Origin of the sequence: Streptomyces sp. 2A115 (genome assembly GCF_052245575.1) — a bacterium.
Classification (GTDB): domain Bacteria; phylum Actinomycetota; class Actinomycetes; order Streptomycetales; family Streptomycetaceae; genus Streptomyces.
This window is the reverse complement of sequence record NZ_JBQQCG010000135.1, coordinates 1-20,294: the sequence shown is the minus strand read 5'-3', so window position 1 is coordinate 20,294 and position 20,294 is coordinate 1. Positions and strand designations below refer to the sequence as shown.

Sequence of the window (20,294 nt, the reverse complement as noted above, 5' to 3'; positions counted from 1 at the left end):
GCGTCGACATCGGCCTGGCCGGACAGCGGCGCGGTCGCGTAGGCCTCACCCGTCGCGGGGTTGACCACCTCTGTGGTCCGTCCATCGGCGGCATCGCGGAACTCTCCGTCGATGTAGTTGCGCAGACGACGCAGCTCGGTGCTCACTGCCGGCCCTCCTGTCAGGTGTCCAATCACTGAGACATCCACCCTAGTCCGACGCTCCACGTTTTCAACACCCCCGATCGGCCCAGAACTGCGAAATCCGCACATGCCAGCCGCGTAAACAACGAATTTCATCAATCATCCCTTGCGGAACCGCTGATGCCTCATGCACAGTGAGCGCGTGGCCAGTCGTAGCGCAGAGCCAAAGGGCTCACGAGAGACCAGGGCAGAGACCAGGGCGGGGAACAACACTCCCGCTCTGGACACTGTCTCCCTCGCCATCATCGAGCAGCTCCAGGAGGACGGCCGGAGGCCGTACGCCGCGATCGGCAAGGCCGTCGGGCTCTCCGAGGCGGCCGTGCGCCAGCGCGTCCAGAAGCTGCTCGACCAGGGCGTGATGCAGATCGTCGCCGTCACGGATCCCCTCACCGTGGGCTTCCGCAGGCAGGCGATGGTGGGCATCAACGTCGAGGGCGACCTCGACCCGGTGGCGGACGCGCTGACGGCCATGTCGGAAGTCGAGTACGTGGTGATGACCGCGGGCTCGTTCGACATCCTCGCCGAGATCGTCTGCGAGGACGACGACCACCTGCTGGACGTCATCAACAAACGCATCCGGGCCCTGCCCGCGGTGCGCTCCACCGAGAGCTTCGTCTATCTGAAGCTCAAGAAGCAGACCTACATGTGGGGAACCCGATAGCCGTGAGCACCCAGCCGAAGGACCTCAGCCGGACCGCGTACGACCACCTGTGGATGCACTTCACCCGCATGTCCTCGTACGAGAACGCGCCCGTCCCCACGATCGTCCGGGGTGAGGGCACCTACATCTACGACGACAAGGGCAAGCGCTACCTCGACGGTCTCGCGGGTCTTTTCGTGGTCCAGGCGGGCCACGGCCGCACCGAGCTGGCCGAGACGGCGTTCAAGCAGGCGCAGGAGCTGGCCTTCTTCCCGGTGTGGTCCTACGCCCACCCGAAGGCGATCGAGCTGGCCGAGCGCCTCGCGAACTACGCTCCGGGCGACCTCAACAAGGTCTTCTTCACCACCGGCGGCGGCGAGGCCGTCGAGACCGCGTGGAAGCTGGCGAAGCAGTACTTCAAGCTCACCGGCAAGCCGACCAAGTACAAGGTCATCTCGCGCGCGGTCGCCTACCACGGCACCCCGCAGGGTGCCCTGTCCATCACCGGCCTGCCCGCGCTGAAGGCGCCCTTCGAGCCGCTGGTCCCCGGCGCCCACAAGGTCCCCAACACCAACATCTACCGCGCCCCGCTCTTCGGCGACGACCCCGAGGCCTTCGGCCGCTGGGCCGCCGACCAGATCGAGCAGCAGATCCTCTTCGAGGGCCCGGAGACGGTCGCGGCCGTGTTCCTGGAGCCTGTGCAGAACGCGGGCGGCTGCTTCCCGCCGCCGCCCGGCTACTTCCAGCGGGTCAGGGAGATCTGCGACCAGTACGACGTGCTGCTCGTCTCGGACGAGGTCATCTGCGCCTTCGGCCGGCTCGGCACGATGTTCGCCTGCGACAAGTTCGACTACGTACCGGACATGATCACCTGCGCCAAGGGCATGACCTCGGGCTACTCTCCGATCGGCGCGTGCATCATCTCGGACCGCCTCGCCGAGCCCTTCTACAAGGGCGACAACACGTTCCTGCACGGCTACACCTTCGGCGGCCACCCGGTGTCCGCGGCCGTGGGTGTCGCCAACCTCGACCTGTTCGAGCGCGAGGGCCTCAACCAGCACGTGCTCGACAACGAGAGCGCGTTCCTGACCACCCTCCAGAAGCTGCACGATCTGCCGATCGTCGGCGACGTCAGGGGGAATGGTTTCTTCTACGGCATCGAACTGGTGAAGGACAAGGCCACCAAGGAGACCTTCACCGACGAGGAGTCGGAGCGCGTGCTCTACGGCTTCGTTTCCAAGAAGCTCTTCGAGTACGGCCTCTACTGCCGCGCCGACGACCGCGGTGACCCGGTCATCCAGCTGTCGCCGCCGCTGATCTCCGACCAGTCGACCTTCGACGAGATCGAGGGGATCGTCCGTCAGGTGCTGACGGAGGCATGGGCGAAGCTCTGATCTTCCGCTGTTCAGTTGTTCCGTCTGGATGATCAACACCGGCCCCGGGGCGCCCGTTCGAGTGAGAACGGGCTCCCCGGGGCCGTGTGCTGTCTGTACTCACGCCACTGACTCCCTAGCGTGCCCATTGAATCCTCCCCCTCGCGGCCGAGGGGGATTCCTGGTTCACGCCGCTCGGTCGCTCAGCGAACGATCGAGTCTTACGCGATCGACACCAGCCGGGTTGAAACCAGCCCGGACGGCATAAATGCCTAGGAGGTAGCGCGTGCTTGGTTCTCGCGACGCACTACCAACGACGCACCCTACGCGTGACCGGGACCGTGACCGAATGCCTCCGCCTTCGTTCCCCCGTACCGGGGACTCAGCACGGCATCTCTGATCGAACCGAGGTATACGCGATGGTGGCCCCGCCGGACAACGACGTGCTCTGGGCACGCGCCCTGCACGTCAAGCACAACGGCTCGCTCGCGCTCAGCGGCGTCTCGCTCGGAGTCCGCGAGGGCGAGATCCTCGCGGTGGGCGGCCCGCGCGGCAGCGGCAAGACAACCCTGCTCCAGTGCCTGTCCGGGCAGCTTCTGGCACAACAGGGCGAGGTCTGGTTCAACAGCACGCCCGTGCACACCATGGGCCCGCTCACCCGCGAACGGCTGCGCCGCGACCGATTCGGCTGGATCGACCCGGTGCCGGTACTGGTGCCCGAACTCAACGCCTGGGAGAACGCCGCGCTGCCACTCATGCTGCGCGGCGTCAACCGCCGCCGGGCCAAGACCACCGCCCTGGAATGGCTGGATCGCCTCGACATCGGCGGCTGCGCCCGCAAACGCCCGTACGCCCTGCTCCAGGCCGAGCGTCAACGCGTGGCCATCGCCCGCGCCCTGGCCCCCACGCCGACCGTTCTCTTCGCCGACGAACCCACCGCCCCGCTGCACCGCGCCGACCGCGCCCAGGTACTGCGTACGCTCACCACGGCGGCCCGCTCGCACGGCATCACCGTCGTCCTGGCCACGCACGACACGGACACCGCGGCCCTCGCCGACCGGACCGTGTCGCTGCTCGACGGGCGGCGCGTGAACACCGTCCACCTGCCCCCGGTCACCGAGGCGGAAGGCCGGGCCGCGTGCTCGCTCTCCGTCTAGCCCGCGGCGCCCGCCCCGCCGTCCAGCTGCGCAGACTCCTGGTCGCGGCGGCGTCGGCGGGCACGGGCTTCCTGCTCCTGTGCACCCTGGGGTACGCGCTGGGGCACCCGGACGCGTCCGCCGCGGCCGCGCTCCGGCTCGCCTGGTGCGTCGCGCCGCTCGCCGCCACCGCGCAGTTCGCGGTCGCGGTCGCCCGGACCGACCCTGCCACCCGACCCCGGTCCGGCCTCTCGGCGATCGGCCTGGGCCCCGGCCGCCTGATGATCCTCGCGGCGATCTCCACCGCCGTGTCCTGCACGCTCGGTTCGATGGTCGCGCTGCTCTTCTTCCTCCACCTGCGCGGCGACCTGACCGGCCTCCCCTTCGACGGAGCCGCCGCCGAACTCCTCGCCGCGGACAGGCCGTTGCCGCTCCCGGCCGCCCTCACGCTGCTGACGCTGGTGCCGGTCATCGCGTCGGTGGCGAGCGCGGTGGTCCTGCGCCCGCGCGGGGGAAAGCCGGGCCCCTCCACGGCCCGGCCCCGCCCCGGCCGATTCGGCGCCTTCGGGGCGTACGGCAGCACCGGCGAGCACCTCGGCTTCGGCGCGTACGGCCGCTTCGGCGCACATGGAGGCGCGGCGGCCGGCGGTCACGGCACCGGGCCGGGCGAGTCCGGTCGCTCCGAGCGGGACGGTGCTTCCAGGGCGCGGGACACGCACGGCACTCCCGACGGACACTCCGGACACACCAACCACACTGGCCACGACGGTCATGGCCGCACGGAGCCACTCGACAGCTCTGCCGCGCCCGACGAGCCCCGCCGCTCCGGAGCACTCGGCGACGCAAGGCACGAGGGACGCTCCGGCGACCAGGACAACCCCGGTTCCCCTGAGGGCTCCGACGGGCCAGGCCTCCGGCGCCTCCCCGGCCAGGTCCTGGACGCGCAGTACCCGGCTCCCCTCTCCACCCCCAGCGGCCTCCCCTGGGGCACGGCGGTGCTGGCGGCCGGCCTGGCCGTGGAGACGTACGCCGGCCGAACCGCCCCCACTCTCGGAAGGGCCGCGCTGCCCGGCGGCTTCACCGACGGCCCCGTCGGCCTGCTCGTCGGCTGGGCGCTGACCGCGGTCGGGCTGGCGCTGGCCGGGCCCGGCATCACCCACCTGTGCGGCAGGCTGCTCCAGGCGGTGCGGCCGGGTGTGCTGCGGCTGCTCGCCGGGCGCGTGCTGATGGAGGAGGCCGGCCGTATCGGACGCCCGCTCGGCGTGGTGAGCGCGGTGGCGTCGGGCGCGTACGCCATGGCCGCTCTCTACACCGGTACGCGCCTCGACGTGGGGCCGCTCACCACACTGGGCGCATTCCTCGTCGCCGGGTGCGCCGTCGCGACGCTCCTGACCGCCGCGGTCGAGGCGAGGGACGCGCGCGCCGACACCACGGCGGCCCTGCTGCGGATCGGGGCGCCCGCCACGATGCTGCGCAGTGCCGCCGCACTCCGCGCGGGCACCCTGTTCGCCGTCTTCGGCCCGCTGACCTGGGCGGTGGCGGAGCTCGCGGCGCTGCCGCTGACCGGCTGACGCGGCGTACGCGAAGGGGCTGGTTTCGTATACGAGGAATGGCTGGCTCCGCGCACGAAAAAGAGTTCGCGATCGCCGATGATTTCCCGGGGGACTCGCGGTCTACCCCTCCGAACAGCACATCATCCGATGGGAGAGACCTCACATGTACCAGCAGATGATCTTCGTGAACCTGGCCGTGAACGACCTCGACACCTCCAAGAAGTTCTTCACGGAGCTCGGCTACGCGATCAACCCCCAGTTCTCCGACGAGAACTGCGCGAGCGTCGTGATCAGCGACACGATCGTCGCGATGATCATGACGAAGCAGCGCTACCAGGACTTCACGAAGAAGCAGATCGCGGACTCGACCAAGACCAGCGAGGTGCTGCTGTGTCTGAGCGCCGAGAGCCGCGAGAAGGTCGACGAACTCGTCGACAAGGCGATCGCGGCGGGCGGCTCGCCGAGCGGCGAGACCCAGGACTACGGCCAGATGTACGGTCGCGCCTTCGACGACCCGGACGGCCACACCTGGGAGGTCATGTGGATGGACCCGGCGGCCGTCGAGGGCTGACCCGGCCGTGCTTACATGGGCGGGTGCAGACGAGCCCCGCCCATGCGGCCCACCACGACGACCGTGAGATCGAGACGCTCGACGAGTTCGACGCGATCGTCTCGGCCCGCGGCTCCCTCGCCGGCTTCCGCGTCCAGGCCGTCGATCTGACGGACCGTACGAGGGAGTTGCTGGCCACCGACACCACGGGCGCCGTGTTCCTGGGCTGCCCGATGCGGAAGAACGCGGCGGCGAAGGTCCGTGCCGACGGCGCACTGGTCTTCCCGCCCCTCCCCGGCCTGCCCTTCGACCCGTACCGCGGTCACCTCTACCGGCCCGACGAGCTGTTCGCGTCGCTCGACAAGGGCTACGAGGAGACGCCGGACGCCCTCGCGTACGCCTGGTTCCAGCGGACCAAGGCCGACGGGGACATCTACGCGTCGATGCTGCGCTCCGTCCACGACGACGCGATCTCCGACGCCCTCGACGAACTCCTGCGCGGGGCACGGGTGGTGGGCGTGATGGGCGGCCACGCCATCGCGCGCGGGACGGACGCGTACGGCGGCGCGGCACGGCTCGGCCGCGCGCTCTCCCGATCCGGATACGTGGTGGCGACGGGCGGCGGCCCCGGCGCGATGGAGGCGGCGAACCTCGGCGCGTACGCGGCCCCGTACCGCGACGCCATGCTGGACGAGGCGTGCGAACTCCTCGCGAAGGCACCGTCGTTCGTCCCGTCGGTGACCGACTGGGCGCGCGCCGCCTTCGACGTGCGCACCCGCTGGCCGAAGGGCAACACCTCCGTCGGCATCCCCACCTGGTTCTACGGTCACGAGCCGCCGAACGCCTTCGCGTCCCACATCGCCAAGTACTTCGCCAACGCCACCCGCGAGGACGGACTGCTGGCCCGCTCGAACGCGGGAGTCGTCTTCCTGCCCGGCGCCGCCGGCACCGTCCAGGAGGTCTTCGACAACGCGACGCCGAACTACTACGAGTCGCGCGGCGAGCCCACCCCCATGGTCCTGGTCGACCGCCTCCACTGGACGGAGCGCCTGCCGGTCTGGCCCCTGCTCCAGTCGCTGGCCAAGGGCCGCTCGATGGAGCCGCGGATCGCCCTGGTGGACCACGTCGAGGACGCCCCGGAAGCGCTCGCCCGGCTGGCTCAGGCAAACGAAAGCTAAAGCCAACGGCCAAGAGGGCTACGTGAATTGACACGGACAGACGGGGCCCAATAAACCTGTGAGGCATCTGGGACTGCTGTTGTTCACGGCACTCCCACACCCCCCTCATTTGCGTATCCCGTGAAGGGCAATCGTGTCCATATCCCGCCGTACCGCACGCTCCGTGCGCATTCTCGGCGTTGCCTCCGCCTCGGCCGCGCTCACGCTCGGCCTCGCTGGTAACGCGCTCGCCTGCGACATCAGTGAGTTCTCGGCCGTCGCCAAGTGCGACGGCACCAAGGGTGTCATCAGCGTCACCGACAAGGACCCCACGGGCGTCCCGGCCACGGTCACCGTCTACCTCGAGTCGAACGGCGCGGACGAGAGGATCGTCGGCAGCCAGGACGTCAAGGGCACTCGCCAGGGTGTGACGATCGACTTCGCCGAGGACTGGCAGCCGAACGCGACGTACCGCGTCCACGTCAAGGCCGGCAACCAGGTCGACGAGGACATCAAGCCGAACCTGACCACGCCGGCCGAGGCGTGCACGTCACCGGAGCCGTCGACGCCTCCGATGACCCCGTCGCCCTCGGACGAGCCCTCCTCGTCCGAGGTGTCCGCGGTGAGCCCGACCCCGACGCCCTCGGAGAGCACCTCGCCCGCTCCGGCCGGTGCCGGGGAGAGCACGCCGTCGACCGCGGGTGGCGGCTCGAACCTCGCCGAGACCGGCGCGAGCTCCAACACCGTCGCGATCGCCGGTATAGCGGCCTCGCTCGTCGTGGCCGGCGGTGCCGTGGTGTACGCGCTGCGTCGCCGTGGCGCGTCGAACGACCGCTGAGAACGCCTTACGACTGGCTGAGTTGCCTTACGGCCGCTGACTGAGTACACGGCCGCCGAGTACGGCCTTGACGTGGCCCGTTCCCTCGCAGAGGGGGCGGGCCACCCGCGTCTCCCGGCGTCAGCCGAACGTGGCCCGCTCCAGCCAGAAGTCGAGCAGCTCCCGCTCCCCCAGGACCTCCAACCGCCCTCCGTCGGGCGGGAGTCGGCGGTAGAAGGCGAGCATGACCTCCGTGAGCGGCCCGCGCAGCGCGACGGTCGCCTTCTCGTGACCGCGCCGCCAGCCGATGCCCTTGTCGTCGAACTCGATGAGCCACTCGGCATCCAGCCCGGCCCCGGTGCCGGTGCCGGTGTCGGTGTCGGTGTCGGTGTCGGTGGCATGGAGGTGGATGCTGCGGCCCGCTCCGCGCAGTTCCTGCGCGGTGTCGTCGGGGTACTTCTCCTGCGCGAACCGGACGATCTGCAGCCACTCGTCGATCGCGTCGGCCGCCAGCTCCGGCGCGACCGCGTACGTCACGCCGGCGGCGATGGCCGCGTCGGCCCGGTGGATCACCGTCTCCTGCGTCATGCGCCGCGCCCAGAACCCGGCCGTGCGTTCCCAGCCCCAGCTCCAGGCCTCGGTGTCGGGCCCGGCGGCGCGCAGGGTCCCGGCGGTCTTCTCGGCGCCCTGCGCGAGCCAGGCGTCGAGGGCGGCGGGATCGCCGTCTGTCGGCCCGTCGAAGTCGGCCACCTCCTCGACCGGCACGTTCTTCGTCGCCCTCGTCCGCACGATGTGCTCGGCCCAGCGGTGCGCTTCGCCCACGTGCACGGCAAGCTGCCGCAGCGTCCAGTCCGGGCAGGTCGGCACGGTCGCGGAGAGATCGGCTCCGGCGAGGTGGGATCTCAGCAGCGCGGTCTGGCCGACGATTTCGTCGCAGTAGCGGTCATGCCCGAGTAGCGTCATGAGGCGCACCCTAGGCGTCTCGAGCTCCCCCGAGCACGACAATTTCGGCGGCCTCGAAGGCCACCCCGACCTCGTCCCCGGTCTCCGGCGCGTCCCGCAGCGCACACGCCGCTTCGAGGCGCGGCGCGTCCTCCGGCTGCAGCTGTACGGCGACGTGGGTGCCCCGGAACGTCCGCGCCGCCACCGTGCAGCGCAGCCCCTCCGTCACGGGCACGAGCCGTACGCCCGCGGGCCTGACCAGCAGCGTGACCTCGCCCTGCGGGGCGTCCGAGGGCGCCGGCACCTTGCCCCACGGGGTGTCCGCCACCTCCCCGCTGACGGTCGCCCCGGCCACGTTCTCGAAGCCGAGGAAGCGGGCCACGAACTCGTCGGCCGGCCGCTGCCACACCTCAAGTGGCGTACCGGACTGGGCGATCCGCCCGTCGCGCATCACCACGACCCGGTCGGCGAGCGCGAACGCCTCGCCCTGGTCGTGGGTGACCGCGAGCACGGTGGTACCCAACTCACCGAAGAGTTCCCGGAGTTCGACCACCAGCCGCTCCCGCAGCGAACGGTCCAGCTGGCCGAGCGGTTCGTCGAGCATGAGCAGCCGGGGGCGGGGCGCGAGGGCACGGGCGAGGGCGACGCGCTGCTGTTCACCGCCGGAGAGGGAGGCGACGGCACGCGCGTGGGAGCCGGGCAGCCCGACCAGTTCCAGCAACTCCCGTACTCTTACGGCCTGTTGATCCTTGGCCGCCCCGTGCATCCGCAGCCCGAAAGCCACGTTGCCGCCCACGTCACGCTGCGGGAAGAGCTGGTGGTCCTGGAACATCAGGCCGAGGCCCCGCTTGTGCGCGGGCACGCCGTCGAGGTCCCGGCCGTCCAGGAAGACCCGCCCGTCGTCCAGGGGCTGAAGCCCGGCGACCACCCTCAACAGCGTCGACTTGCCGCTGCCGCTGGGCCCGAGGACGCACACGATCTCGTGTTCGGCGACATCGAGGCCGACACCGTCGAGCACGGCCCGCCCACCGAAACGTACGGTCGCCCCATCAAGCTCGAGCATGGTCAGAACTCCCCCGTCCGGTCGGTTCGAAGGCGTTCGAGGACCAGCAGCGCCACCGCGCACACCACCATCAGGATCGTCGAAAGGGCCATGGCCTGTCCGTAGTTGAGGTCGCCCGCGCGACCGAGCAGCCGGGCCACGGCGACGGGCAGGGTCGGGTTGTCGGGCCGCGCGATGAAGACGGTCGCGCCGAACTCGCCCAGCGACACGGCGAAGGCGAACCCGGCCGCGATCAGCAGCGCCCGCCGCACCATCGGCAGATCGACCTCGCGCCACACCCGCCACGGCGGGGCTCCGAGCACCGCCGCCGCCTCGCGCAGCCGTCCGTCCACCGCCCGCAGGACGGGCAGCATGGTGCGTACGACGAAGGGCACGCCCACCAGCGCCTGCGCGAGCGGCACGAGAATCCAGGTGCTTCTGAGATCCAGCGGCGGTTCGTCGAGCGAGATGAGGAAACCGAAGCCGACGGTCACGGCGGAGACGCCGAGCGGAAGCATGAGCAGGGCGTCGAAGCCCCGTACGAGACGGCCCGCGTCCCGGCGGGTGAGGGCCGCGGCGGCGAGTCCGCCGATCACCAGCGCGATGGCGGTCGCGGCGAGGGCGTACTCCAGCGAGTTGCCGACGGCCTCGATCGGCGGCACGAGGAAGATACCGCCGTCGCCGCTGGTCAGCTCCTTGTAGTAGCCGAACCCGGGGGCGTCGAGCGACCGCTCGACCAGCACGGCCAGCGGCAGCACCAGCAGGACGGCGATGGTGCCGAGGACGGCGGCGAGCAGCGCCCACTGCCCGGCCCCGCGCGGTCGGCGCGCGGTCACCGAGGCGTCCACCAGGCGCAGGGCCGTCTCCCGGCGGCGCACGGTCCAGGCGTGGACGGCGAGGATCGCGCCCACCGCCACGAACTGGATCATGGTGAGCACGGCGGCTGTCGAGAGGTCGAAGATCTCCGAGGTCTGCCGGTAGATCTCGACTTCGAGGGTCGAGAAGGTGGGCCCGCCGAGGATCTGCACGACGCCGAACGAGGTGAAGGTGAAGAGGAAGACCATGAGCGCGGCGGCGGCGACGGCGGGGGCGAGCGCCGGGAGCGTCACCCTGCGCCAGGCCGCGAACCGCGAGGCGCCGAGCATCCGCGCGGCCTCCTCCTGGCGCGGATCGAGCTGCGACCAGAGGCCGCCGACCGTGCGGACGACGACCGCGTAGTTGAAGAAGACGTGCGCGAGCAGAATCGCCCACACGGTCGTGTCCAGCCGTACGCCCCACAGCTCGTCGAGGAGCCCGCCCCGCCCGAGCAGCGCCAGGAAGGCGGTCCCCACGACAACCGTGGGCAGCACGAACGGGACGGTCACGACCGCGCGCAGGACTTGCTTGCCCCTGAAATCGAAGCGCGCGAAGACATACGCACCGGGGAGCGCGATCAGCAGCGTGAGCACGGTCGAGGCCAGCGCCTGCCAGGTCGTGAACCACAGCACGTGCCGGATGTCGGACTGGGTGAGTACGTCACCGATCCGCCCGAACTGCCAGGCCCCGTCGACCTTCAGCCCACGGGCCACGATCGCCGCGACCGGGTAGGCGAAGAAGACCGCGAAGAACGCGACGGGCACGGCCATGAGACCGAGCCGCGCCGCGCTCCCCGAACGCGCGCGCGGCTTTGCTTCAGGCGCCTTTACCTCTGGCGGCTCTACTTCAGTACGAGCGAGGCCCACGACTTGACCCACTGGTCACGGTTGTCGGCGATCTTGGCGGGATCGAGGGTCTCGGGGTCCTCGGCCGCCGGCCCGTACTTCGTGAACTCGGCGGGCACCTTGGCACCTTCGGCCACCGGGTACACGAACATGTTCAGCGGCATGTCCTCCTGGAACGTCTTGCTCACCAGGAAGTCGATGAGCGCCTTGCCGCCCTTCTCGTTCTCGGCGTTGCTGAGCAGCCCCGCGTACTCGACCTGCCGGAAGCAGGTGTCGGCCGCGACGCCGGTCGGCGCGGTCTTCGGCTTCGGGTCGGCGTAGATGACCTCGGCGGGCGGCGAGGACGCGTACGAGACGACGAGCGGCCGGTCCGCCTTGGCCTTCTTGCCGCCGGCGGACCCGGAGAACTCCTCGTTGTAGGCCTGCTCCCAGCCGTCGACGACCTTCACGCCGTTGGCCCTGAGCTTCTTCCAGTAGTCCTCCCAGCCGTCGTCCCCGTACTTCGCGGCGGTGCCGAGCAGGAAGCCGAGGCCGGGCGAGGAAGTGGACGCGTTCTCGGTGACGAGCAGGTTCTTGTACTCGGGCTTGACCAGATCGTCGAAGGACTGCGGCGGTGTCAGCTTGTTCTTGGTGAAGTACGCCTTGTCGTAGTTGACGCAGATGTCGCCGGAGTCGATCGGCGTGACCCGGTGCTCGTCCTGGTCGACCCGGTATTCCGAGAGGATCTGGTCCGAGCCCTTGGCCTCGTACGACTGGAACAGCCCGTTGTCGAGCGCCCGCGACAGCAGCGTGTTGTCGACGCCGAAGAAGACGTCGCCCTGCGGGTTGTCCTTGGTGAGGATCGCCTTGTTGACGGCCTGCCCGGCGTCGCCGTCCTTGAGGACCCTGACCTTGTATCCGGACTCCTTCTCGAACGCCTGCAGTACGTCCTTGGTGTAGGCGAAGGAGTCGTGACTGACGAGAGTCACGGTCTTGGATCCGGAGCCGGAGCCGCCGGCCTGGTCGTCGGAGTCGGACGAACCGCACGCGGCAAGCGTGAGAAGGCCCAGCCCGACGGCCACGGCCGTGAACTTCTTGGTGGTGCTCACTGACTTTTCCTCCTGGATTACCAGGAAGAGACGCGGCCCTGCCCGGGAACCTCTGAAAGTTCCCGGGCAGGGCGCAACAGCTCGAGTAATGACCGAACTTCCTACCCAGAATGACCTGGGCAAGGTTCAGAGGGTCTGCGGCCCCCCAGGTCTCTTTCATCTCTCGTGACCCGGCTACCGCACTCTCAGCGCTGTGGCGCTCCCCTGTCGGAATATGAAGATGTACGTACGAGAGCCAGCGTACCGCCCTGCCGATCGGTGACCGTCCACCGATCGGTGACCGTCCACCGCTCAGTAAGCGCCTACCGCTCAGTGGCAGCGAGCTGCCCGCACGCCCCGTCGATCTCCTGGCCCCGGGTGTCCCGGACGGTGACCGGCACGCCGTGCGCCGCGATGGCCTCGACGAACGCCTTCTCGTCCTCGGGCCGCGAAGCGGTCCACTTGGAGCCGGGCGTCGGGTTCAGCGGAATCAGGTTCACGTGCACGGGCTTGCCCTTGAGCATCCGGCCGAGCCGGTCACCGCGCCAGGCCTGGTCGTTGATGTCCCGGATGAGCGCGTACTCGATGGAGAGCCGGCGGCCCGACTTGGCCGCGTACTCCCATCCGGCGTCGAGGACCTCGCGCACGTTCCACCGCGTGTTGACCGGTACGAGGGTGTCGCGCAGCTCGTCGTCCGGTGCGTGCAGGGAGATGGCGAGCCTGCACTTGAAGCCCTCGTCGGAGAACCGGTGGATGGCCGGGACGAGCCCGACGGTGGAGACGGTGATGCCGCGCTGGGAGAGCCCGAGTCCGTCCGGCTCCGGGTCGGTGAGGGCCCGGATCGACTGGACGACCCGCTTGTAGTTGGCGAGCGGCTCGCCCATACCCATGAAGACGATGTTGCTCAGCCGCGCGGGCCCGCCCGGGATCTCGCCGTCCCGCAGCGCCCGCATACCGTCGACGATCTGGTGCACGATCTCACCGGTGGACAGGTTCCGGTCGAGCCCGGCCTGTCCGGTCGCGCAGAACGGGCAGTTCATCCCGCACCCCGCCTGCGAACTGATGCACATGGTGACCCGGTCCGGGTACCGCATCAGCACGGACTCGACGAGCGTGCCGTCGAAGAGCCGCCACAGGGTCTTGCGGGTGGTGTCGGCATCGGTGGAGAGATGCCGTACGACCGTCATCAGCTCGGGCAGCAGCGCTTCCTGAAGCTTGGCACGCGACCCCGCGGGGATGTCGGTCCACTGCTCGGGATCGTGCGCGTACCGCGCGAAGTAGTGCTGCGAGAGCTGCTTGGCGCGAAACGGCTTCTCACCGATCGCGGCAACCGCCTCTTTGCGCTCGGCGGGCGTGAGATCGGCAAGGTGCCGCGGCGGCTTCTTGGCTCCGCGGGGGGCGACGAAAGTGAGTTCTCCGGGCTTAGGCATGGCTGTACCAGTGTCGCAGATCGATTGGTGTGACCTGGGCCCCGATCCCAGCACGGTGGCCGTCAGGGGTCGCCTCGGGTTCGGCGTCGGCTCCTCCGACGGCCCACAGACGGCCCGGCGCGACACGCGTTCTCACTGGCCGGCACGCCGACGAGAGCAGCCGGGCCGGATCGACTGCCACACCACCGCGGGCGCCGCGCGGGCAGGGCGCTGTCACAAGGGCCACACCTGGACCTAGAATCGAACTCGTGTACGAAGACGTGTCTCGCCTGGATCGCCTGCGCAGCGTCCGCGAATGGCTGGCCTGGCAGCTGCGCCGCACCGACGACACCATCGCTGAGCTGGAGCGGCAGGATGTCGCCGCGGCCCGTACAGCGCGCACACTGCCTCCGCCCACGCCCGGGTGGAAGCTCACGATGCGACGAGCGGGCGGCAAGCCCACCCCCGACTCCGTCCACACGAGCGGCTGCGGCATGGCCGGCCAGAACACGAGGCCACTGGCACGCGAGCAGGCCCTCCGAGCGATCACGGAGGACGGCGTCCCTGCGTGCCCCTACTGCCGGCCCGACACCGACCTCGGTGTGCTGTGAACCGCGAACCGTCGCGGCCTGAAGGCAAGGGCACCGCACCCATGGTCGGGCATGCCGACGATCCTCCTACGAACCGGCGGGCAGCCGCAGGGTGAAGACAGTCTCCGTACCGGGCACGCTCGTCGCGGTGACCGTTCCGCGATGGGCGTCGACGAGCTGTCTGACGATGGAAAAGCCACAGCCATGCAAGTGCCGCTGACATACGAACGAAGAGGGACTCGCCACCTTGTGGACAGCGAGCCCCTCACCCACGTTTACCCAGGTCAGCCGGATCCCACAAAGATCACCATCAGCAGCCACACCACTGGAGCCGTCGGCAGCAACGAGTCCAGCCGATCCATGATTCCGCCATGCCCCGGCAGCAGGGTGCCCATGTCCTTGATGCCCAGGTCGCGTTTGATCATGGACTCGCCGAGGTCGCCGAGCGTGGCGCTGGCCGCGACCGCGAGGCCGAGGAGCAGGCCCTGCCACCAGGAGCCGTCGTCGATGAGGAACTCCATGGACAGCGCGCCGGCCACCATGGCGAAGGTGAGCGCTCCGAGCAGGCCCTCGCGGGTCTTGCCGGGGCTGATGCGCGGCGCGAGCTTGTGCCTGCCGAAACGCCAGCCGACGGCGTACGCACCCGTGTCGCTGACCACGGCCAGCAGCAGGAACGTCAGAACACGCCACGCACCGTCGTCAGCGGTCAGCAGCATCGCCACGAACGTGGCCAGGAAGGGGATGTAGAAGGCCGCGAAGATCCCCGCCGTGACGTCCTTGAGGTAGCCCTCGGGCGGTTCCGTCATCCGCCAGACCAGTACGGCGAGCGCGGTGAGCGCCATCGCCACCCAGGCGCCCTCGGCGCCCCGGACGTAGCCGGCGACGACCATCGCCGCACCGCCGAGCGCCAGCGGAACAAGCGGCGCCTTGATGCCCTTGCGTTCCACGAGCCGCGAGGTGAGCTCCCAGAGGCCCACCACGACGGCGACCACTATGACGCCGACGAAGACGGCCTTGACGACGAACAGCGACGCGACGATCACCGCACCGAGTCCGACCCCGACCCCTATGGCAGCACCCAGGTCGCGGCCTGCGCTCTTCTTCTGCGGCGCGGGTGCGGGCTGTGCGGCGCTGGGCATGGGCTCCTGCGAATTCTGGTTCCGATGCTGCGACGAAGGGTGCTGCGACGAAGGCGGGAACGGCGGCGGTGTCGGCGGCGTCTCGTCGCGGAACAGGGGGCCGCCCGTCCGAGCAGCCCCCCGGTCGTCGTCCTGGTCCCCGCCATGCGCGGGTACGTCGGGCACGATGGGCATGGGCCGAGTCTGCTGCGCGTTATGCGCATCGTACGTGGGACCCGCCGGGGCTGCCCCCTGGACAGGCCCCTGGTCGGACGGCCCCCAGTACCCGGCTTGTGGCGGTGCCCCCCAGGAAGAGTCGTTCATCAGACCTCGAGCAGCTCTGCTTCCTTGTGCTTGAGCAGCTCGTCCACCTGGGTGACGTACCTCGCGGTGGTGTCGTCGAGCTCCTTCTCCGCACGGCGGCCCTCGTCCTCGCCGATGTCGCCGTCCTTGATCGCCTTGTCGATGGCTTCCTTGGCCTTGCGGCGGACGGAGCGGATCGAGATCTTGGAGTCCTCGGCCTTGGTCTTGGCGACCTTGATGAACTCCTTGCGACGGTCCTGCGTCAGCTCGGGGAACACCACTCGGATGATGTTGCCGTCGTTGCTCGGGTTGACGCCCAGGTCGGAGTCGCGGATCGCCTGCTCGATGTTGCGCAGCGCGCTCTTGTCGAACGGGGTCACCACGGCCATGCGCGGCTCGGGCACCGAGAACGAGGCCAGCTGGTTGATCGGCGTCAGCGCCCCGTAGTAGTCCGCCACGATCTTGTTGAACATCGCCGGGTGCGCACGACCGGTGCGGATCGCGGCGAAGTCCTCCTTGGCGACCACGACGGCCTTCTCCATCTTCTCCTCGGCCTCGAGGAGGGTCTCTTCGATCACCACTTGCTCCTGCGTGTCTTGAGTAGGCCCGGCAGCTGTTCCTGGTCTGGGTCGGCGGCCGGCTGCGTCGCGTCTTATTCCTGCACGGTTCCCGACCGGCAGGACATTGTCCATCCCCCGGTCAGGCCCGACCGCCCTGGTCACCCACAAGCGTGCCGATCTTCTCACCCTTGACGGCCCGCGCGATATTGCCCTCCGCGAGAAGCTCGAAGACGAGGATGGGGAGCTTGTTGTCGCGGCACAGGGTGATCGCTGTCATGTCGGCGACCTTGAGGTCCCGCGTGATGACTTCGCCGTAGCTGAGCGAGTCGAACTTCACCGCTTCGGGATTGGTCTTCGGGTCGGAGTCGTAGACCCCGTCCACGCCGTTCTTGCCCATCAGCAGGGCCTCGGCGTCGATCTCCAGAGCCCGCTGGGCGGCGGTGGTGTCTGTGGAGAAGTACGGCATGCCCATACCGGCGCCGAAGATGACCACACGGCCCTTCTCCAGGTGCCGCACGGCGCGCAGCGGAATGTACGGCTCCGCGACCTGGCCCATGGTGATGGCGGTCTGCACGCGTGAGTCGATGCCCTCCTTCTCCAGGAAGTCCTGGAGGGCGAGGCAGTTCATGACCGTGCCGAGCATGCCCATGTAGTCGGAACGGGCCCGGTCCATACCGCGTTGCTGGAGCTCGGCACCGCGGAAGAAGTTGCCGCCGCCGATGACGACGGCGATCTGGGCACCACCGCGGACCACCGCGGCGATCTCCCGGGCCATGGTGTGCACCACGTCGGGGTCGACCCCGAGTGCCCCACCACCGGCGAACGCCTCACCGGAAAGCTTCAGCAGGAAGCGTCCGGCTCCCTTGCCGTGATCGCTCTTTTCGTCCTTGTCGGCCTTGGTGGTGGTCATGGAGATCGCCTCTTTACGTGTCGCACATACAAAGAAGGCCATTGCCGGTGGGGTGTTCGCATCCCATGCGCGGCAATGGCCTCCTCGTCAGATCTGCTGTCGCCCGACACGCACACGCGTGTGGCGGCATACGCAACCAACACGGACGACTGCTGTCGACCCTAGCGGGGTCTCGAGTCGAGCGCGGTACGGACTCAGATGCCGACCTTGATGCGCGTGAAGCGCTTCAGGGTGACACCGGCCTCGTCCAGAACCTTCTGGACGGACTTCTTCTGGTCCAGCGCGTACGGCTGGCCAAGGAGGGTGGCGTCCTTGAAGAACGCGTTGACGCGGCCCTCGACGATCTTCGGGAGCGCGGCCTCGGGCTTGCCCTCGGCGCGCGTGGTCTCCTCGGCGACGCGACGCTCGGACTCGACGACCTCGGCCGGGACGTCCTCCTTGGAGAGGTACTTCGGCGCGAAGGCGGCGATGTGCTGGGCGACACCCTTGGCGAGCTCGGCGTCGGCCTTGTCCAGCTCGACCAGGACACCGATCTGCGGGGGCAGGTCGGGCATGGTGCGGTGCATGTACGCGGCCACGTAGGCGCCGGAGAACTGGGCGAAGCGGTCCAGGACGATCTTCTCGCCCAGGTTGGCGTTGGCCTCGTCGACGTACGCCTGGACGGTCTTGCCGGCCTCGATCTCGGAGGCGAGCAGCGTCTTGAGGTCGGCCGGGGAGGACTTGGCGGCGTGCTCGGCAAGCGTGTTGGCGACGACCTGGAACTTCTCGCTCTTGGCGACGAAGTCCGTCTCGCACTTCAGCTCGACCAGGACGCCGGAGGTGTTGTCGTCAGCGATGATGGAAACCACGGCGCCGTTCTCGGCGGAGCGGCCCTCGCGCTTGGCGACGCCCTTCTGGCCCTTGATGCGCAGGGCCTCGACAGCCTTGTCGACGTCGCCGTCGGCCTCGTCCAGCGCCTTCTTGCAGTCCATCATGCCGGCGCCGGTGAGCTCACGGAGCTTCTTGACGTCGGCGGCGGTGTAGTTCGCCATGATCTGTGAATCTCTTCTCGGAGTTCGAAGTCTCGAAGTCGGCGTCCGCCGCTGATCGGGCTGGCGTCCACCGAAGATCTACGGTCTACGGGTGAACGGTGGGCGGCGCGGTCCGCGCCGCCCACCGTTCACATAGCCGTACAGACAGGGTCAGGCCTGCTCGGCGTCGGCCGGCTTCTCGGCCTCGGCCTCAGCGGCGGCCGGAGCCTCAACAGCGGCCGGAGCCTCGGCGGGAGCCTCAGCAGCGGGGGCCTCAGCCTCAGCGACCGGAGCCTCGGCAGCGGGGGCCTCGGCAGCGGCGGGAGCCTCGGCGGCAACCTCGGTCGCCTCGTCGGCCTTCTTCTCGCCACCCTCGAGCAGGTCGCGCTCCCACGCGGCGAGCGGCTCGCCCGCAGCCTTGTCACCCTCGGCCTTGCCGGCACCGGAGCGGGAGATGAGGCCCTCGGCGACGGCGTCGGCGATCACGCGGGTGAGCAGGGTGACGGAGCGGATCGCGTCGTCGTTGCCCGGGATCTTGTAGTCGACCTCGTCGGGGTCGCAGTTGGTGTCGAGGATGGCGACGACCGGAATGTTGAGCTTCCGGGCCTCGCCGACCGCGATGTGCTCCTTCTTGGTGTCCACGATCCAGACGGCGCTGGGCACCTTCTGCATCTCGCGGATACCACCGAGGGTCTTCTCCAGCTTGGCCTTCTCGCGCGAGAGCACGAGAAGCTCCTTCTTGGTGAGACCCGACGCGGCGACGTCGTCGAAGTCGATCTGCTCGAGCTCCTTGAGGCGCTGCAGACGCTTGTAGACGGTCGAGAAGTTGGTGAGCATGCCGCCCAGCCAGCGCTGGTTGACGTAGGGCATGCCGACGCGGGTGGCCTGCTCGGCGATGGCCTCCTGCGCCTGCTTCTTGGTGCCGACGAACATGACCGTGCCGCCGTGGGCGACGGTCTCCTTGACGAACTCGTAGGCGCGGTCGATGTACGACAGCGACTGGAGCAGGTCGATGATGTAGATGCCGTTGCGCTCCGTGAAGATGAATCGCTTCATCTTCGGGTTCCAACGACGGGTCTGGTGACCGAAGTGGACGCCGCTTTCCAGCAGCTCCCGCATCGTGACGACGGCCATGGCCGTACTCCTTGGTGTTCTCGGTTGTGCCGCGCGTGCCGGACGGCACTCGCGCCTGACGCCCGCGATGCGCCTTGCCACTAGGGACCGAGAGGCGCTGACACCGGCTGTTTGATGGCCTGATGTCGGGGCGTGCGAAGTCGACCCGGTGACCCGGATCGCCACAAGAAGTGTACGGGACCCGCGAGGCGCCGGGTGACGCCGCTGTCCACAACCGGCCGGTACTCCACAGATCCCGGTCATGATCCACTTTTTCCCGCCGCTCACGGCACCGTTCTCGCATGCGAGCAGAACGATCTCTCCGTACGTGGCCGGCGTCGCTGTTGGGCCTGACGGTGGCCGCCCTCGGCGCCGCCCTGCCCGCCGCCACCGCGCGTGACGGCGACGCGATCCCGCCGCCACGCACCGACGCACCGGTGCCGGCCATCGCCCGCGCCTGGCCCGTGGGCATACGCCCATCAGTGGTACGCGGCTGGGAACCCCCGGCGACCACCTACGGCCGCGGCCACCGTGGCGTGGACCTCGCCGCACCCCCCGGCACCCCGGTCCGGGCCGTCGCCCCGGGCCGCGTCTCCTTCGCCGGTCGCGTCGCGGCCCGCGGAGTGATCTCGGTGGAACTGAACGGCACGGGAGACCCACCACTACGCACGACGTACGAGCCGGTGCGGCCGACGGCGAAGAAGGGAGCGGAGGTGGCAGCCGGCGATGTGATCGGCGTAGTGGAACCGACGGGCTCCCACTGCCCGACGTCCTGCCTGCACTGGGGCCTGCGCCGGGCGGACACCTACCTGGACCCGCTGTCCCTGCTCCCACCGTGGCTGCTCAGCCGGGGTCCGTCACGGCTGCTGCCGGTGGTCGGCGTGCCGGAGGGACGGGAAGCATGAGGTCGGCGTAGCAGCGGGCGACCAATGGACCGGAGAGCGCCCACCAGTACGGCCGGCCGGTCAGACCCACAAGCCGTGGAGCGGCAGCACTCCGCGGAAGACGACCATGGCCAGGCCGGGCTGGGGCTGGGGTAGATCCAGAGCCCGGCGCCGAGTTGCCCGATTGACGAGTTGCCCGATTGAGGTCAGCACGCCACGACTTCGATCGCTCTCACGC

20 protein-coding genes and 1 pseudogene are annotated in these 20,294 nt (G+C 69.4%); 9 read left to right on the top strand and 12 right to left on the bottom strand.

What is annotated here, in order from left to right; translation table 11 throughout:
* Positions 1 to 146: pseudogene (locus ACTWQR_RS52995) on the bottom strand (gamma-aminobutyraldehyde dehydrogenase); the annotation flags it as partial.
* Positions 147 to 309: 163 nt separating this feature from the next.
* On the opposite strand from ACTWQR_RS52995, the gene ACTWQR_RS52990 reads away from it, so the two are divergent.
* The 7 genes from ACTWQR_RS52990 to ACTWQR_RS52960 all read left to right on the top strand — a co-directional run bounded on the left by ACTWQR_RS52990 (position 310) and on the right by ACTWQR_RS52960 (position 7,429).
* A complete protein-coding gene (locus ACTWQR_RS52990) occupies positions 310 to 843 on the top strand; it encodes an Lrp/AsnC family transcriptional regulator (RefSeq protein ID WP_443234542.1) in 534 nt (177 codons plus the stop codon).
* Positions 828 to 2,216: an aspartate aminotransferase family protein gene (locus ACTWQR_RS52985; RefSeq protein ID WP_443234541.1), complete on the top strand. Its 1,389-nt coding sequence runs from the start codon at positions 828 to 830 to the stop codon at positions 2,214 to 2,216. Before ACTWQR_RS52990 ends, ACTWQR_RS52985 begins: the two co-directional genes overlap by 16 nt.
* 398 nt (positions 2,217 to 2,614) lie before the next feature.
* A complete protein-coding gene (locus ACTWQR_RS52980) occupies positions 2,615 to 3,352 on the top strand; it encodes an ABC transporter ATP-binding protein (RefSeq protein ID WP_443234540.1) in 738 nt (245 codons plus the stop codon).
* A complete protein-coding gene (locus ACTWQR_RS52975) occupies positions 3,334 to 4,902 on the top strand; it encodes a hypothetical protein (RefSeq protein WP_443234539.1) in 1,569 nt (522 codons plus the stop codon). The genes ACTWQR_RS52980 and ACTWQR_RS52975 overlap by 19 nt, the downstream gene beginning before the upstream one ends.
* Before the next feature lie 145 nt (positions 4,903 to 5,047).
* Positions 5,048 to 5,455 carry a VOC family protein gene (locus tag ACTWQR_RS52970; RefSeq protein ID WP_443234538.1) on the top strand — a complete coding sequence of 136 codons (408 nt, stop codon included), beginning with the start codon at positions 5,048 to 5,050 and terminating at the stop codon, positions 5,453 to 5,455.
* 23 nt (positions 5,456 to 5,478) lie between these two features.
* Positions 5,479 to 6,612 (top strand): LOG family protein, encoded by a 1,134-nt coding sequence (locus tag ACTWQR_RS52965; protein ID WP_443234537.1) that lies wholly within the window; start codon positions 5,479 to 5,481, stop codon positions 6,610 to 6,612.
* Positions 6,613 to 6,745: 133 nt separating this feature from the next.
* Positions 6,746 to 7,429 (top strand): LAETG motif-containing sortase-dependent surface protein, encoded by a 684-nt coding sequence (locus ACTWQR_RS52960; protein ID WP_443234536.1) that lies wholly within the window; start codon positions 6,746 to 6,748, stop codon positions 7,427 to 7,429.
* Positions 7,430 to 7,549: 120 nt separating this feature from the next.
* Here ACTWQR_RS52960 and ACTWQR_RS52955 read toward each other — a convergent pair whose 3' ends face one another.
* The 5 genes from ACTWQR_RS52955 to rlmN form a co-directional block, all read right to left on the bottom strand.
* Positions 7,550 to 8,371 (bottom strand): maleylpyruvate isomerase family mycothiol-dependent enzyme, encoded by an 822-nt coding sequence (locus ACTWQR_RS52955; RefSeq protein WP_443234535.1) that lies wholly within the window; start codon positions 8,369 to 8,371, stop codon positions 7,550 to 7,552.
* Positions 8,372 to 8,381: 10 nt separating this feature from the next.
* Positions 8,382 to 9,413 carry an ABC transporter ATP-binding protein gene (locus ACTWQR_RS52950; protein WP_443234534.1) on the bottom strand — a complete coding sequence of 344 codons (1,032 nt, stop codon included), beginning with the start codon at positions 9,411 to 9,413 and terminating at the stop codon, positions 8,382 to 8,384.
* A 2-nt stretch (positions 9,414 to 9,415) separates the two neighbouring features.
* Positions 9,416 to 11,113: an ABC transporter permease gene (locus tag ACTWQR_RS52945; RefSeq protein WP_443234533.1), complete on the bottom strand. Its 1,698-nt coding sequence runs from the start codon at positions 11,111 to 11,113 to the stop codon at positions 9,416 to 9,418.
* The gene (locus tag ACTWQR_RS52940) at positions 11,089 to 12,180 is read right to left on the bottom strand and encodes a thiamine ABC transporter substrate-binding protein (protein ID WP_443234532.1); all 1,092 of its coding nucleotides are present in this window, start codon (positions 12,178 to 12,180) and stop codon (positions 11,089 to 11,091) included. Before ACTWQR_RS52940 ends, ACTWQR_RS52945 begins: the two co-directional genes overlap by 25 nt.
* Positions 12,181 to 12,482: 302 nt before the next feature.
* Positions 12,483 to 13,589, bottom strand: coding sequence for a 23S rRNA (adenine(2503)-C(2))-methyltransferase RlmN (gene rlmN, locus ACTWQR_RS52935; protein WP_443234531.1), 1,107 nt, complete (start codon positions 13,587 to 13,589; stop codon positions 12,483 to 12,485).
* 248 nt (positions 13,590 to 13,837) lie between these two features.
* Here rlmN and ACTWQR_RS52930 point away from each other — a divergent pair, with 248 nt between their 5' ends.
* On the top strand, positions 13,838 to 14,179 hold the full coding sequence (locus ACTWQR_RS52930) for a DUF6233 domain-containing protein (RefSeq protein ID WP_443234530.1): 342 nt from the start codon (positions 13,838 to 13,840) through the stop codon (positions 14,177 to 14,179).
* A gap of 66 nt (positions 14,180 to 14,245) precedes the next feature.
* Here the strand turns inward: ACTWQR_RS52930 and ACTWQR_RS52925 are convergent, their stop codons facing one another.
* The 6 genes from ACTWQR_RS52925 to rpsB form a co-directional block, all read right to left on the bottom strand.
* Complete coding sequence (locus ACTWQR_RS52925; RefSeq protein WP_443234529.1) at positions 14,246 to 14,404, bottom strand: ATP-binding protein; 159 nt, start codon at positions 14,402 to 14,404, stop codon at positions 14,246 to 14,248.
* Between the two features lie 38 nt (positions 14,405 to 14,442).
* Positions 14,443 to 15,600 (bottom strand): phosphatidate cytidylyltransferase, encoded by a 1,158-nt coding sequence (locus tag ACTWQR_RS52920; protein ID WP_443234528.1) that lies wholly within the window; start codon positions 15,598 to 15,600, stop codon positions 14,443 to 14,445.
* Positions 15,600 to 16,157, bottom strand: a complete 558-nt coding sequence (gene frr, locus ACTWQR_RS52915) for a ribosome recycling factor (RefSeq protein ID WP_443234527.1) — start codon at positions 16,155 to 16,157, stop codon at positions 15,600 to 15,602. The genes ACTWQR_RS52920 and frr overlap by 1 nt, the downstream gene beginning before the upstream one ends.
* A gap of 121 nt (positions 16,158 to 16,278) precedes the next feature.
* The gene (gene pyrH, locus ACTWQR_RS52910; RefSeq protein ID WP_443234526.1) at positions 16,279 to 17,049 is read right to left on the bottom strand and encodes a UMP kinase; all 771 of its coding nucleotides are present in this window, start codon (positions 17,047 to 17,049) and stop codon (positions 16,279 to 16,281) included.
* 194 nt (positions 17,050 to 17,243) lie between these two features.
* Positions 17,244 to 18,080, bottom strand: coding sequence for a translation elongation factor Ts (gene tsf, locus ACTWQR_RS52905; RefSeq protein WP_443234525.1), 837 nt, complete (start codon positions 18,078 to 18,080; stop codon positions 17,244 to 17,246).
* 150 nt (positions 18,081 to 18,230) lie between these two features.
* Positions 18,231 to 19,193 carry a 30S ribosomal protein S2 gene (rpsB, locus tag ACTWQR_RS52900; RefSeq protein ID WP_443234524.1) on the bottom strand — a complete coding sequence of 321 codons (963 nt, stop codon included), beginning with the start codon at positions 19,191 to 19,193 and terminating at the stop codon, positions 18,231 to 18,233.
* Between the two features lie 281 nt (positions 19,194 to 19,474).
* On the opposite strand from rpsB, the gene ACTWQR_RS52895 reads away from it, so the two are divergent.
* The gene (locus ACTWQR_RS52895; protein ID WP_443234523.1) at positions 19,475 to 20,077 is read left to right on the top strand and encodes a M23 family metallopeptidase; all 603 of its coding nucleotides are present in this window, start codon (positions 19,475 to 19,477) and stop codon (positions 20,075 to 20,077) included.
* Positions 20,078 to 20,294 lie beyond the last annotated feature (217 nt).